Annotated in this window: 13 protein-coding genes and 1 pseudogene; 8 read left to right on the top strand and 6 right to left on the bottom strand. The window is 58.2% G+C overall.

What is annotated here, in order from left to right:
• Positions 1-74 precede the first annotated feature (74 nt).
• A complete protein-coding gene (locus tag AB7M29_RS00905) occupies positions 75-524 on the top strand; it encodes a c-type cytochrome (RefSeq protein WP_052965033.1) in 450 nt (149 codons plus the stop codon).
• Positions 525-589: 65 nt separating this feature from the next.
• Here the strand turns inward: AB7M29_RS00905 and AB7M29_RS00900 are convergent, their stop codons facing one another.
• From AB7M29_RS00900 to AB7M29_RS00885, 4 genes are all read right to left on the bottom strand, one after another.
• The gene (locus tag AB7M29_RS00900; RefSeq protein ID WP_217857436.1) at positions 590-994 is read right to left on the bottom strand and encodes a DUF1090 domain-containing protein; all 405 of its coding nucleotides are present in this window, start codon (positions 992-994) and stop codon (positions 590-592) included.
• A gap of 90 nt (positions 995-1,084) precedes the next feature.
• On the bottom strand, positions 1,085-2,764 hold the full coding sequence (gene ligB, locus AB7M29_RS00895; RefSeq protein ID WP_454246151.1) for an NAD-dependent DNA ligase LigB: 1,680 nt from the start codon (positions 2,762-2,764) through the stop codon (positions 1,085-1,087).
• 153 nt (positions 2,765-2,917) lie between these two features.
• On the bottom strand, positions 2,918-4,108 hold the full coding sequence (metK, locus tag AB7M29_RS00890) for a methionine adenosyltransferase (RefSeq protein WP_217857434.1): 1,191 nt from the start codon (positions 4,106-4,108) through the stop codon (positions 2,918-2,920).
• A gap of 18 nt (positions 4,109-4,126) precedes the next feature.
• Positions 4,127-5,122, bottom strand: coding sequence for an ArsR/SmtB family transcription factor (locus AB7M29_RS00885; protein ID WP_052965037.1), 996 nt, complete (start codon positions 5,120-5,122; stop codon positions 4,127-4,129).
• 273 nt (positions 5,123-5,395) lie between these two features.
• Here AB7M29_RS00885 and tkt point away from each other — a divergent pair, with 273 nt between their 5' ends.
• The 6 genes from tkt to fba all read left to right on the top strand — a co-directional run bounded on the left by tkt (position 5,396) and on the right by fba (position 11,762).
• The gene (tkt, locus tag AB7M29_RS00880; protein WP_052965038.1) at positions 5,396-7,393 is read left to right on the top strand and encodes a transketolase; all 1,998 of its coding nucleotides are present in this window, start codon (positions 5,396-5,398) and stop codon (positions 7,391-7,393) included.
• A 150-nt stretch (positions 7,394-7,543) separates the two neighbouring features.
• On the top strand, positions 7,544-8,602 hold the full coding sequence (gene epd / locus AB7M29_RS00875; RefSeq protein WP_217857432.1) for an erythrose-4-phosphate dehydrogenase: 1,059 nt from the start codon (positions 7,544-7,546) through the stop codon (positions 8,600-8,602).
• Positions 8,603-8,627: 25 nt separating this feature from the next.
• The gene (locus AB7M29_RS00870; protein WP_052965040.1) at positions 8,628-9,791 is read left to right on the top strand and encodes a phosphoglycerate kinase; all 1,164 of its coding nucleotides are present in this window, start codon (positions 8,628-8,630) and stop codon (positions 9,789-9,791) included.
• Between the two features lie 34 nt (positions 9,792-9,825).
• Entirely contained in the window at positions 9,826-10,047 is a 222-nt protein-coding gene (locus AB7M29_RS00865; RefSeq protein ID WP_454246150.1) for a hypothetical protein, read from the top strand.
• Positions 10,048-10,103: 56 nt separating this feature from the next.
• Positions 10,104-10,436, top strand: a complete 333-nt coding sequence (locus tag AB7M29_RS00860; protein WP_038981062.1) for an MliC family protein — start codon at positions 10,104-10,106, stop codon at positions 10,434-10,436.
• Positions 10,437-10,697: 261 nt separating this feature from the next.
• Positions 10,698-11,762 (top strand): class II fructose-bisphosphate aldolase, encoded by a 1,065-nt coding sequence (gene fba / locus AB7M29_RS00855; protein ID WP_052965043.1) that lies wholly within the window; start codon positions 10,698-10,700, stop codon positions 11,760-11,762.
• Positions 11,763-11,850: 88 nt separating this feature from the next.
• Here the strand turns inward: fba and AB7M29_RS00850 are convergent, their stop codons facing one another.
• Complete coding sequence (locus AB7M29_RS00850; RefSeq protein WP_217857430.1) at positions 11,851-12,321, bottom strand: hypothetical protein; 471 nt, start codon at positions 12,319-12,321, stop codon at positions 11,851-11,853.
• A gap of 349 nt (positions 12,322-12,670) precedes the next feature.
• On the opposite strand from AB7M29_RS00850, the gene AB7M29_RS00845 reads away from it, so the two are divergent.
• Entirely contained in the window at positions 12,671-12,808 is a 138-nt protein-coding gene (locus AB7M29_RS00845) for a hypothetical protein (protein WP_217857429.1), read from the top strand.
• A gap of 53 nt (positions 12,809-12,861) precedes the next feature.
• On the opposite strand, the pseudogene AB7M29_RS00840 reads toward AB7M29_RS00845, so the two are convergent.
• Positions 12,862-13,062 (bottom strand): annotated as a pseudogene (locus tag AB7M29_RS00840) (fructose-bisphosphate aldolase); the annotation flags it as partial.
• Positions 13,063-13,155 lie beyond the last annotated feature (93 nt).

The following is a 13,155-nucleotide window of genomic DNA, read 5'->3' as shown; positions in this document are numbered from 1 at the left end:
TTGATAATAGGGCTATTGGTCTTTGCCGATGACGCGAGGATACTGGCCGCCGTTTCCAGTGACCTGAAGCCACCATGACTCTTAAAAGACTTTCTGTTGTATTGCTGGCCTGCCTGACCTTGTCCGCCTGCGGTGGTGTCGACCCGAACTCGCCGCTGGGTCAGCGCAAGGCGATCTTCAAGCAGATGCTCAAGACCGGCGAAGACCTGGGCGGCATGTTGCGTGGGCGTATTCCGTTCGATGGCCCGAAATTCGCCGACGGCGCGGTGAAGCTCGACGCATTGTCCCATGAGCCGTGGAAACATTTCCCGCAGGTGCGCGAAGAGGATCACACCAGCGCCAAGGATGATGTCTGGCAGAAGCAGGCACGCTTCCAGGAAATGGCCCGCACCCTTGAAGGCGCCACCGGTGAACTGGTGATTGCCAGCAAGGTTCAGCCCTACAAGGTCAGCAACCTGGGGCCGGCGGTACAGAAAGTCGAAGATGCCTGCAGTGCGTGTCATAAAGAGTTTCGGGATCATTGATTCCAGAAAATACTGCAGGGTGGGAGCTGCCAAAAGCTGCGATCTTTTGATCTTGAAAGATCTTGTTACTTATCCAGCTCATCCAGCTCATCCAGCGCTTCCTGCAATTCCTTGCGCGATTGAGCCAGTTTGTCTTTGCGCTTGTTGATCTTCTCGGCGTCGCCTTTTTTCATCGCCTTCTCGAGGTCGGCCTGGCGCGTGCTGACTTCGTGCTTGGCGTCGAGCACCTTGTTTTCCCGTTCCTTCTTCAAGGAGGCGTCGGTGCAATGGGCAGTGACTTCGCTCAGGGCGGTTTCCAGACCAGCCTGTTGATCGGCGTTGCCGCGGGACTTGGCCAGTTCGATCTGGTTGATGATGCCTTGTTTTTTGGCGGCGCAGCCGGTCAGGCCCGGGGCATCTTCGTCGGCCATCAATGGAGCGGCCATCACGCTGCACAGGGTCAACACGGCGAGCGGTGAAAGAAGTTTCATAAAAGCTCCAGGTGAAAAATTCGATATAGCGATGGGCTGTTTGAGCGCATCGGCACCTTTGGGTTCCCGGTTCTCAGACCGGGCTGGCGTCTAGAAACCGTCAATCCCGGCAACACGTAATGTCTCACTCAAGGCGAGGACCTGCGGGTCGCGGAAAAATGCGCTCAATTGCGCTGCGCGCCCCGGGCCGATGCCAGCTTCGGCCTGCCATTGTTCGGTGTTTCGTTGTGCCAGCGCCTGCCATGAGTCGGCGAGGCGTGCCTGGCCAGTCGGCGGCAAACCCAGCGCTTTGAGCCAGCGAGCGAATGGGCGTTGCCGGGCGCTGTTGAAACTGTCCAAAAGACGAGCACTGCTGCGCTCACCGAAGCCGTCAATGTTAGCAAGCTCTTGCCCATCGAGGGTCATCCAATCGAGCAGACTGTCGAGGCGTTCGGCCTTGAGCAGTTTCTCCCAGGTACCTGGTCCGACATGAGGCAATGCCAGGCCTTGTTTACCACTGAGCCAGCTCAGTCGTGCGAGGAATTGGCTTTCGCAGCCGGGTGTCGGTTGCCAGCAGCTTAAGGAATGAAAGTCGGCCGCCAGCGGTACATTCAATTCCGGGCGTTCAGTACTGCGCAATACGACCCCGTCGAGCCTGGGGATGGTTAGCCCCGCCAGGCTGATGGCGACCTGATCGCCGGGCCGAATGTCCAGCGCTTCCCAGCGTTGCAGGGAGCTGGCACTCACGCGTTTGATCTGTCGGTCATCAAGCATCACCGGTACCAGATCCAGCACCGGTGTGATCCGGCCGGTTCGTCCAATCTTGAAGTGGACCTTGCGCACCTCGGCCAGCGCCTGGGCAAAGGGGTATTTCCAGGCGACGCTCCAGTAAGGCGCTTTCGCCTGCCAGCGCTCGGCCGGTGGGCGTTGGCTCTGGCGCAACACGACCCCATCGCTGGCAAAGGGCAGGGGCGCGCGATACCAGTGATCCCGCCAGCGCTTGGCATCGGCAAATGCCTTGATCGGCTGACTGTATGGCGTTGTGCTCGGGAACCCCAACTTATCCAGAGTCGTCACCCGGTCGGGCAGATTTTTCGGGCCTTGCGGCCAGTCCCAGACAAACAACCCGATACCAGTCGCTTGCTCTGGGCTTAGTGCCTTGCGCGCCATCAACCCGGCCACCGTGGCGCGGGCATTGAGGCTGCCGGCCTGGGCTTGTACGTGCTCGGTCAGGCGCCAATAGAGTTCGCCTTGCAACAACAAGTCCAGCGGCTGCGGAAGCTTTTGTGGGATGGCGGCGATCTGGCGTGCCGAGGCGGTCCAGTCCTGGCCGTTTACCCCATCCCCCCGACTGATCGCCCGGTGCAACCAGCCGTTGCGATAGATCAACGTCACCGCCACACCATCAACCTTGGGCTGAATCCAGACCTCGCCCCGATCTTTCAGCCAGGCTTCGACGGCGCGCCCATCGTGCAGTTTTTCCAGGCCGGTATGGGCGATAGGGTGAGCAACCGTGCCGCCGGCCGTACGCAACGGTTCGGCGGAGGGGCCCGCATCAAAACACTCGCGCCATTCGGTCAGTCGCGCACGGGATTGATCATAGAGTTCATCGGCGATCAGCGACTGGCCTTCACGGTGGTAGCTGTCGTCCCAGCGATCGATTTGCAGTTGCAGGGTGATGATTTCTTCCTGCGCGCGGGCCGGTGTCCAGTCAGGGCATTCGGCGGCTTTGACGGTCAGGCAGGTGAAGGTCAGCAGGAAGCAGAGAAACAGGCGCAGGTTGGGCAGCATCGAGAGCGTCCTTGCTCGGTGGGATGCTTTCAAGGCTAGTCAGTTTTCGGGTGTGGGGTGCAAAGGTGTAATTCTGTGTGTTTCCAAGTGCTTCCTCATGAAAAAGCCCCGCACGGCGAACCGTGCGGGGCTTTGGGTGCCGCAGGAAAAGTCTTACAGGCCAGCCGCGACACGCAGGTCTTCGGCGCGGTCGGTTTTTTCCCAGGTGAAAGTGGTGAACGTATCGTCGCCCACAGTCTTGGTGGCTGGAGTGCGACCGAAGTGGCCGTACGCAGCGGTTTCCTGGTACATCGGGTGCAGCAGGTCGAGCATGGTGGTGATTGCGTATGGACGCAGGTCGAACACTTCGCGAACCAGTTTGACGATCTTGTCGTCGCTGATTTTGCCGGTGCCGAAGGTGTTCAACGAAATCGACGTAGGCTGAGCAACACCAATCGCGTAGGAAACCTGAATCTCGCAACGCTCGGCCAGACCGGCAGCGACGATGTTCTTGGCCACGTAACGACCGGCGTAGGCCGCCGAACGGTCAACCTTCGATGGATCCTTGCCGGAGAATGCGCCACCGCCGTGACGGGCCATGCCGCCGTAGCTGTCGACGATGATCTTGCGGCCGGTCAGGCCGCAGTCGCCAACCGGGCCACCAATGATGAATTGGCCGGTCGGGTTGATGTGGAACTGGGTGTCTTTGGACAGCAGTTCGGCAGGCAGTACGTGCTTGACGATCAGTTCCATCACGCCTTCGCGCAGGTCTTTGTACGATACGTCAGGGTTGTGCTGGGTCGACAAAACAACAGCGTCGATACCGACAACCTTGCCGCCTTCGTAACGGCAAGTCACTTGCGACTTGGCGTCCGGGCGCAGCCAAGGCAGCAGGCCGGATTTACGGGCTTCAGCCTGGCGCTGAACCAGTTGGTGCGAGAAGGTGATCGGTGCTGGCATCAGCACCTCGGTTTCGTTGCTGGCGTAGCCGAACATCAGGCCCTGGTCGCCGGCGCCCTGGTCTTCAGGCTTGGCACGGTCAACGCCTTGGTTGATGTCAGGGGACTGCTTGCCGATGATGTTCATCACGCCGCAGGTTGCGCCATCGAAGCCGACATTGGAGCTGTTGTAGCCGATGTCGAGAATCACGTTACGGACGATGTCTTCCAGATCGACCCAGGCCGATGTGGTGACTTCACCTGCGATGATTGCCACGCCGGTTTTTACCAGAGTCTCGACCGCTACACGGGCGAATTTGTCTTCAGCAATGATGGCGTCCAGCACCGCATCGGAAATCTGGTCGGCGATTTTGTCCGGATGCCCTTCAGACACGGACTCGGAGGTGAAGAGGGAGTATTCGCTCATCTCGATTTTTTCCTGAATTTACCGATGGTGAGTGTCGCCAGCCGGTCGCTGAAAATGGCGGACCTGAATCTGGAAACCATTACGTAAGCCTACATAGAGGCTTTCCCCGGGAACGAGTCCCGCAGCGGTGGCCCAACGGGCCAGATCGTCCTGTTCAAACCCCAACCATAGATCACCGCAGGCCTCCCTGGCCCAACTCTGGTTGTGGCTACATAACTCTGTCACGAGCAGGCTACCGCCCGGTTGCAGCAAGTCGGCCATGCGCTTGAGTGCTTCGGCCGGCGCGGCGAAATGGTGCAGTACCATGTTCAGTACAACGCAATCAGCCTTAAGGCTTACACCGTTCAATGCATCGGCCAATTGCAGGCTGACGTTAGCCAGCATTTCACGTTCACAGACCTGACGGGCCAGATCGAGCATCGCCGGGCTGTTGTCCAGTGCGGTGACTTGAACGAAACGATGCGCCAGTTCCGGCAGAAAACCGCCATCGCCTGGGCCCACTTCGATAGCTGTGGCGCCGGGGCCGAAACCCAGCTTGTCGAGCAGTGCCACCACGCTTTCGCGGTATTGCGGCAGGCCGGCGATCAAGTCTTGCTGGGCGCGAAACTTCTCTGCGACCCGTGAGAAAAAGTCCTGGCTGGCCGCCGCCCGTTGCCCATGGACCTGACCGATCCGCGACTGAACGTCAGTCGGCAGGGTCAGGTTGTCCACTTCTTCCAGCAGCGCGGTATGCAGTTTGCCGCCCAGCAGATCGGTGTGGGGCAGGGCGCGACGGTAGAAAATCGCATTGCCTTCACGACGGGTCGCCACCAGATCGGCCTGGGCCAAAACCTTGAGGTGATGACTCATGCCGGACTGACCGATGCCGAAGATCTGCGCCAGTTCCAGTACGCCGAACGAATCGTTGGCCAGCGCGCGCAATACATTCAGCCGCAGAGGATCGCCGCCGGCCTTGCACAGGGCCGCCAGCTCATCGCAATCGTCATGTCGAATGGAAGGTGCGCGTAAATTCATAAGGCCAGCAGTCTAGTGACGCTCAGAAATCACTGCAAGAGCAATATCAAAAAGTTTTGATATTGCTCGATAGATGGCACTTCTCAGCGTTAGGTTCAGTCAGCAAGCGAACGGCGGAAAGGTTTCACCAGTCGAATACGTCGTTATCCATTGGAAAAACGTCTTCGGATGACTATCTGTCATTGCCCCGAAGGCGGTCGGTGAGGGAAAATGCTCGCCTTTTTTCCGTTTCGTTTTATTCACTCTCGATTCAATATCCGCAGGAGAACAGCGATGCCCAGCCGTCGTGAGCGTGCCAACGCCATTCGTGCCCTCAGCATGGATGCCGTGCAAAAAGCCAACAGCGGCCATCCCGGTGCCCCTATGGGTATGGCGGATATCGCCGAAGTACTTTGGCGTGACTACCTGAAGCACAACCCGAGCAATCCATCGTTCGCCGACCGTGACCGCTTCGTGCTGTCCAACGGTCACGGTTCGATGCTGATCTACTCGCTGCTGCACCTGACCGGCTACGACCTGTCGATCGATGACCTGAAAAACTTCCGCCAGCTGCACAGCCGCACCCCGGGTCACCCGGAATTCGGTTACACCCCGGGCGTTGAAACCACCACCGGTCCACTGGGCCAAGGCCTGGCCAACGCCGTGGGTTTCGCCCTGGCAGAAAAAGTCCTGGCGGCGCAGTTCAACCGTCCAGGCCATAACGTCGTCGATCACCATACCTACGTGTTCCTGGGTGATGGCTGCATGATGGAAGGCATTTCCCACGAAGTCAGCTCCCTGGCCGGTACATTGGGCCTGGGCAAACTGATCGCCTTCTACGATGACAACGGCATCTCCATCGATGGCGAAGTCGAAGGCTGGTTCACCGACGACACGCCGAAGCGTTTCGAGGCCTACAACTGGCAAGTGATCCGCAACGTCGACGGTCACGATCCGGAAGAAATCAAGATCGCCATCGATACGGCGCGCAAAAGCGAGCAGCCGACGCTGATCTGCTGCAAGACCACCATCGGTTTCGGTTCGCCGAACAAGCAAGGCAAGGAAGATTGCCACGGCGCCCCATTGGGTGACGCGGAAATCGCTCTGACCCGTGAAGCACTGAAGTGGAACCACGGCCCGTTCGAAATCCCGGCCAACATCTATGCCGAGTGGGATGCCAAGGAAGCCGGTCGCGCTGCCGAAGCCGAGTGGGATCAGCGTTTCGCTGCTTACTCCGCGGCTTTCCCGGAGCTGGCCAACGAATTGGTTCGTCGTCTGAGCGGTGACCTGCCGACTGACTTCGCTGAAAAAGCTTCTGCTTACATCGCTGAAGTCGCCGCCAAGGGCGAAACCATCGCCAGCCGTAAAGCCAGCCAGAACGCCCTGAATGCGTTCGGCCCGCTGCTGCCGGAACTGCTCGGCGGTTCGGCTGACCTGGCCGGTTCCAACCTGACCCTGTGGAAAGGTTGCAAAGGCGTCACCGCCGAAGACGCCAGCGGCAACTACATGTACTACGGCGTTCGCGAGTTCGGCATGAGCGCGATCATGAACGGCGTCGCCTTGCACGGTGGTCTGGTGCCTTACGGCGCGACCTTCCTGATGTTCATGGAATACGCCCGCAACGCAGTGCGCATGTCGGCGCTGATGAAGAAACGCATCATCTATGTGTTCACCCACGACTCCATCGGTCTGGGCGAAGATGGCCCGACTCACCAGCCAATCGAGCAGCTGGCCAGCCTGCGCTGCACGCCGAACCTCGACACCTGGCGTCCAGCCGATGCCGTTGAATCGGCAGTGGCCTGGAAATGCGCTCTGGAGCGTGATGACGGTCCGTCGGCACTGATCTTCTCCCGTCAGAACCTGCAGCACCAAACCCGTGATGCCGTGCAGATCGAGTGCATCAATCGCGGCGGCTACGTGCTGAAAGACTGTGCAGGCGAGCCTGAGCTGATCCTGATCGCCACCGGTTCGGAAGTCGGCCTGGCCGTTCAAGCCTTCGACAAACTGACCGAGCAAGGCCGCAAGGTGCGTGTTGTTTCGATGCCGTGCACCAGCGTCTTCGAAGCCCAGGATGCTGGCTACAAACAAGCGGTTCTGCCGTTGCAGGTCAGCGCCCGTATAGCCATCGAAGCCGCCCACGCAGACTACTGGTACAAGTACGTGGGCCTGGAAGGCCGCGTGATTGGCATGACCACCTACGGCGAGTCGGCGCCTGCGCCTGCCTTGTTCGAAGAGTTCGGCTTCACCCTGGAAAACATCCTGGGTCAGGCTGAAGAGCTGCTGGAAGACTGATCCAGAAGTTGCTTCGTCTGGACGGCCGTCTTCGCGAGCAAGCCCGCTCCCACATTGGAATGCATTCTCCTGTGGGAGCGGGCTTGCTCGCGAAGGCAATAGTCCAGACAACGCTGCAATAACGGATTCACCACGGTAATCGAGAACCCCATGCCTCAACCGCGTCCTTACAAAGTTGCACTCAACGGCTACGGCCGGATTGGTCGTTGCGTCTTGCGTGCGTTGTTTGAGCGAGGCTCGACGGCCGGGTTTGAAATTGTCGCGATCAACGATCTGGCCGACATGGCCAGCATCGAATACCTGACACGTTTCGACTCCACTCACGGGCGCTTTCCCGGCGAAGTGAGGGTCGATGGCGATTGTCTGCATATTAATGGCGATTGCGTGAAGGTCCTGCGCAGTGCCACCCCCGAAGGCATCGATTGGGCGTCGCTGGGCGTCGATCTGGTGCTGGAGTGCTCCGGCGCTTACCACACCCGTCAGGATGGCCAGCGTTTTCTCGACGCTGGTGCGCCACGGGTGCTGTTTTCCCAGCCGATGGCCAGCGAGGCGGATGTCGACGCCACCATCGTCTACGGTGTGAACCAGGATTGCCTGACCGGCGATGAGCTGCTGGTGTCCAACGCCTCCTGCACCACCAACTGCGGCGTGCCGCTGTTGCGCCTGCTGAATCAGGCCATTGGTCTGGAATATGTGTCGATCACCACCATCCACTCGGCGATGAACGATCAGCCGGTGATTGACGCCTATCACCACGAAGACCTGCGCCGCACCCGTTCGGCGTTCCAGTCGGTGATTCCGGTGTCCACTGGTCTGGCGCGAGGCATCGAACGCCTGCTGCCGGAACTTGCCGGGAGAATTCAGGCCAAAGCCGTGCGGGTGCCGACGGTTAACGTGTCCTGCCTCGACATTACGATGCAGACCGTAAGTGATACCGACGCCACCGAGGTCAACCGGATTCTGCGCGAGGCCGCCACCCATGGCCCGCTCAAGGGCCTTCTGGCCTACACCGAGTTGCCTCACGCCAGTTGTGATTTTAATCATGACCCGCATTCGGCCATCGTCGATGCCAGTCAGACCCGCGTTTCCGGCCCTCGGCTGGTAAACATCCTGGCCTGGTTCGACAACGAATGGGGTTTTGCCAATCGAATGCTGGACGTTGCTACACACTATCTGCAAACAGCTATTTCCAAAAAACCTGCTCTCTAAAACAGCTATCCAGGAATTGCGACCCATGACCGTGTTGAAGATGACCGACCTCGATCTGCAAGGTAAGCGCGTACTGATCCGCGAAGACCTCAACGTCCCAGTCAAGGACGGTGTTGTCACCAGCGATGCGCGAATCCTGGCTTCGCTGCCGACCATCAAGCTGGCCCTGGAAAAAGGCGCGGCCGTGATGGTCTGCTCGCACCTTGGTCGTCCGACCGAAGGCGAGTTCTCGGCCGAGAACAGCCTCAAGCCAGTCGCTGACTACTTGAGCAAGGCGCTGGGCCGCGAAGTGCCGTTGGTGTCCGATTACCTGGGCGGCGTCGACGTGAAAGCCGGCGACATCGTGCTGTTCGAAAACGTGCGCTTCAACAAGGGCGAGAAAAAGAACGCTGACGAACTGGCCAAGCAATACGCCGCCCTGTGCGACGTGTTTGTGATGGACGCCTTCGGCACCGCTCACCGCGCCGAGGGTTCGACCCATGGCGTGGCCAAGTTCGCCAAAGTCGCCGCCGCTGGCCCATTGCTGGCCGCCGAACTGGACGCGCTGGGCAAAGCCTTGGGTGCCCCGGCGCAGCCAATGGCCGCTATCGTTGCCGGTTCCAAAGTGTCGACCAAACTCGACGTGCTCAATAGCCTGAGCCAGATCTGCAACCAGCTGATCGTCGGCGGCGGCATTGCCAATACCTTCCTGGCCGCTGCCGGTCACCCGGTCGGCAAGTCCTTGTACGAGCCGGACCTGCTGGACACCGCCCGTGAAATCGCCGCCAAGGTCAGCGTGCCACTGCCGGTGGACGTGGTGGTTGCCAAGGAATTCGCTGAAAGCGCGACCGCGACCGTCAAGCTGATTGCCGACGTGGCCGCAGACGACATGATCCTGGACATCGGCCCACAGACCGCGGCGAATTTCGCCGAGCTGCTGAAGTCGTCCAAGACCATTCTGTGGAACGGCCCGGTGGGCGTGTTCGAATTCGACCAGTTCGGTAACGGCACCAAAGTGCTGGCCCAGGCCATCGCCGAAAGCTCGGCGTTCTCCATCGCTGGCGGCGGCGACACCCTGGCAGCCATCGATAAATATGGCGTTGCCGATCAAATCTCCTACATTTCTACCGGCGGCGGCGCGTTCCTCGAATTCGTCGAAGGCAAAGTGCTGCCGGCCGTTGAAGTCCTGGAAAGCCGGGCCAAGGCCTGAGGCCGCCCATTTGACCAGGCAAAGGAGTGTTCACATGGTCAGGACCCTAGTGCTGTTGATCGCCGCGGGTATGCTTGTGGCTTGCGGGAGTAACCCGAAAGCCACGCCGGAACCCGCGCCGCAAACACAGGAAAAAGGCTGCTACCAGGCCGACTGGCAGGCAGAAACCAACCCGGTGATCAACAAGCGTTCCGGACCGGATGGCCTGGACAAATACGAGACACAGGCCCCGGCCAAGGAACATGGTTGCCCTTGAGGGGTCTGACTCTTTACTCAAGGCTGGCGGCGTGCGCCGTCAGTCGAGGAACACGGATGAAACGCTTTATCGCCGTTGCGGCACTGGCATTGCTGGCAGGTTGCGCCAATTTGAACCTGTTCAACGCCGCCGAGCCAGCGGACAGCTGGACCACCTGGACCTGCGACAGCCAGGCCAAAGTGCTCTGGCGCTACACTGACGTCAGCCGAAAGGAAGTCGACGTTCGCCTGGGCGGTGCCGATCAGGTCTACCGCTTGAAGCTTGAACCGGGCGCCGAAGGTTCGCTGTACAGCAACGACATGCTGGCGTTTCACGTAAAAGGTGAGGAAGGCCTGGTGTACTGGGTCGCCACCAATGATTTGATCGGACGCGGTTGTAAAGCCGAGTAAGACGATTGATCTGATTCACAGCGATCCAAATGTGGGAGCGGGCTTGCTCGCGAAGGCGGTAGATCAGCTTGCATAGATGTTGAATGTATAACCGCATTCGCGAGCAAGCCCGCTCCCACAGTGGTTCTCTGTAGTTCTTGAGATTTTGCAGCACCGAATTCGCAGCCCGGGCCAACCCCCGATCTGCAATAACTTGAATAGCCGCCGCCGCTACGGCAGGCTGGCACGATTAACGACCCTCAACCGGGAGAGACACACACAATGGCACTTATCAGCATGCGCCAGATGCTGGACCACGCAGCCGAGTTCGGCTACGGCGTTCCAGCTTTCAACGTCAACAACCTTGAGCAGATGCGCGCCATCATGGAAGCCGCTGACAAGACTGACTCCCCGGTGATCGTCCAGGCTTCGGCCGGTGCTCGCAAATACGCAGGCGCCCCGTTCCTGCGTCACCTGATCCTGGCGGCAATCGAAGAATTCCCGCACATCCCGGTGTGCATGCACCAGGACCACGGCACCAGCCCTGACGTCTGCCAGCGCTCCATCCAACTGGGCTTCAGCTCGGTGATGATGGACGGCTCCCTCGGCGAAGACGGCAAGACCCCGACCGACTACGACTACAACGTCCGTGTTACCCAACAAACCGTAGCCATGGCTCACGCCTGCGGCGTTTCGGTAGAAGGCGAGCTGGGCTGCCTGGGTTCGCTGGAAACCGGCATGGCCGGTGAAGAAGACGGCATCGGCGCCGAAGGCGTTCTGGATCACAGCCAAATGCTGACAGACCCGGAAGAAGCCGCTGACTTCGTCAAACGCACCCAGGTCGATGCCCTGGCCATCGCCATCGGCACCAGCCACGGCGCCTACAAGTTCACCAAGCCACCTACCGGCGACGTGCTGGCCATCGACCGCATCAAAGAAATCCACAAACGTATCCCGAACACCCACCTGGTAATGCACGGTTCGTCTTCGGTTCCGCAAGAGTGGCTGGCGATCATCAACCAGTACGGCGGCGACATCAAAGAAACCTACGGCGTACCGGTTGAAGAAATCGTCGAAGGCATCAAGCACGGCGTACGCAAGGTCAACATCGACACCGACCTGCGCCTGGCATCCACCGGCGCAATGCGTCGCCTGATGGCTACCAACCCTAGCGAGTTCGATCCGCGTAAATTCTTCGGCGCGACCGTGACTGCGATGCGTGATGTGTGTATTGACCGTTATAACCAATTTGGTACAGCGGGCAACGCTTCGAAGATCAAGCCGATCTCGTTGGAAGCGATGTACCAGCGTTATCTGAAGGGTGAGTTGAACGCTAAGGTTAATTAAGCCCTGAGCGTTAGACCGCGTTATGAAAAACCCGCCGAAAGGCGGGTTTTTCAATTGGGCAGGTGTAGATAAGGCTGTACTCTTCTTCTTATGACTTCTGTTTTTGACGTCTTGTTGGTTCAGCTACTTCAGGTAAAGCACCTTGACTTATCCCCTGTAAATCGAAGGCGCCATCCTTAATCTCTAATAGAGTGTCACCATCTTCTCGACTGCCCGCAACGCCGGAAAATACTCCTTCGAAATTTGCAGTCCGAGGATTAGATTTCCCTAAAGTGAAATGACCACCCTTAATCCATCCGCCAGCAATACTAGGGCCATCAGTGCTCATGAGTAGCGCAAGGCCAGTGAGTCCATTTTTACCAAACTCATGACTTCCCGTTAATGTTGTGGGGAAGTTTATTCTCAGCGTGTAGTATTGATCCGATCCATCATCAATAGTAGTGCCATGTATTGTGCAGGTTTCATCTTGCCAGTATAGATTAGGTTTTAAATTAACTAACTTGCCGTCGATGGTGGCGAAAAATTTTCCTTTCGTACCATTTTTATCATAGCTGTTCATCGTGCTAACCCTTTGCGTGGAGTGGTCTAATCATGCTGAGTCCTCCAGCTGGCAGAGAACAACTGTCAATTCTGATAGTTGTTTAGATGTTTTGGTAATTAGAAAAATTGATCTTGGCTCTGAATGAATCGCTATATTTGACATGGTGCTGTTGGGTCGGGGGTTAAGGCGCAAACCTGTGGGCAAGACGGGCATTTTATTGGGGTGACAAGCACAGATCATCGTTTTGTCTCGTCTTTGTTTGGGGCGTTATTGCCAATGTATCTAAAGGACTGTCATATCTGACAGTAGACAGCCTTTATCGATACTCTCAGGATAAAAACTCCACCCTGTAATGGAGTACGCAGTCATGAGCACCAAGGATGTAAAACCAAAAGCGAAAGGTCCTGCGCCTGTCACCAACCCAGCTGTGCCACAACAAGAACCGGAAAGTATCAAAAACTCTAAAGGACCCGCGCCTTACACGCTTCCAAAAGAGTCAGAATAAGCACGTAATAAAAAACCCGCAGAAATGCGGGTTTTTTAATGCTTGGAAATTGATTACTGAGCCTTGAGAGAATCAAACCCACGCTGTTCAATCACCCCAAACACATCGGCAATGTCCTGGATCATGATCCGGGCGATGTTGGTGACGGTGTTGATATTGTTCTCGGCGTAGTCAGGCAGGCTAGTGCAAGCTATGAGGTTCAAGTATTTGAGGACGGCGTTGAGGCGTTCGCTGACGCATTTGTGGAGTTCGCGGGGATGCAACTTTTTGTGGCTAGGGGCTTGCCCCGTTTGGCGGTGCGGTCGTCGTGAACCGGGCGGTGCGGTGTGTCTGGGGAATTGGGTGGC

The sequence above is a fragment of the Pseudomonas sp. F-14 TE3623 genome (assembly GCF_053629015.1).
This window is presented reverse-complemented; position numbering and strand designations above follow the sequence as displayed.

What these genes read in the sequence shown, in the direction of transcription:
- AB7M29_RS00905 (WP_052965033.1), top strand. Translation starts at nt 75, where the DNA reads ATGACTCTTAAAAGACTTTCTGTTGTATTGCTGGCCTGCCTGACCTTG.
- AB7M29_RS00900 (WP_217857436.1), bottom strand. Translation starts at nt 994, where the DNA reads ATGAAACTTCTTTCACCGCTCGCCGTGTTGACCCTGTGCAGCGTGATG.
- ligB (WP_454246151.1), bottom strand. Translation starts at nt 2,764, where the DNA reads ATGCTGCCCAACCTGCGCCTGTTTCTCTGCTTCCTGCTGACCTTCACC.
- metK (WP_217857434.1), bottom strand. Translation starts at nt 4,108, where the DNA reads ATGAGCGAATACTCCCTCTTCACCTCCGAGTCCGTGTCTGAAGGGCAT.
- AB7M29_RS00885 (WP_052965037.1), bottom strand. Translation starts at nt 5,122, where the DNA reads ATGAATTTACGCGCACCTTCCATTCGACATGACGATTGCGATGAGCTG.
- tkt (WP_052965038.1), top strand. Translation starts at nt 5,396, where the DNA reads ATGCCCAGCCGTCGTGAGCGTGCCAACGCCATTCGTGCCCTCAGCATG.
- epd (WP_217857432.1), top strand. Translation starts at nt 7,544, where the DNA reads ATGCCTCAACCGCGTCCTTACAAAGTTGCACTCAACGGCTACGGCCGG.
- AB7M29_RS00870 (WP_052965040.1), top strand. Translation starts at nt 8,628, where the DNA reads ATGACCGTGTTGAAGATGACCGACCTCGATCTGCAAGGTAAGCGCGTA.
- AB7M29_RS00865 (WP_454246150.1), top strand. Translation starts at nt 9,826, where the DNA reads ATGGTCAGGACCCTAGTGCTGTTGATCGCCGCGGGTATGCTTGTGGCT.
- AB7M29_RS00860 (WP_038981062.1), top strand. Translation starts at nt 10,104, where the DNA reads ATGAAACGCTTTATCGCCGTTGCGGCACTGGCATTGCTGGCAGGTTGC.
- fba (WP_052965043.1), top strand. Translation starts at nt 10,698, where the DNA reads ATGGCACTTATCAGCATGCGCCAGATGCTGGACCACGCAGCCGAGTTC.
- AB7M29_RS00850 (WP_217857430.1), bottom strand. Translation starts at nt 12,321, where the DNA reads ATGAACAGCTATGATAAAAATGGTACGAAAGGAAAATTTTTCGCCACC.
- AB7M29_RS00845 (WP_217857429.1), top strand. Translation starts at nt 12,671, where the DNA reads ATGAGCACCAAGGATGTAAAACCAAAAGCGAAAGGTCCTGCGCCTGTC.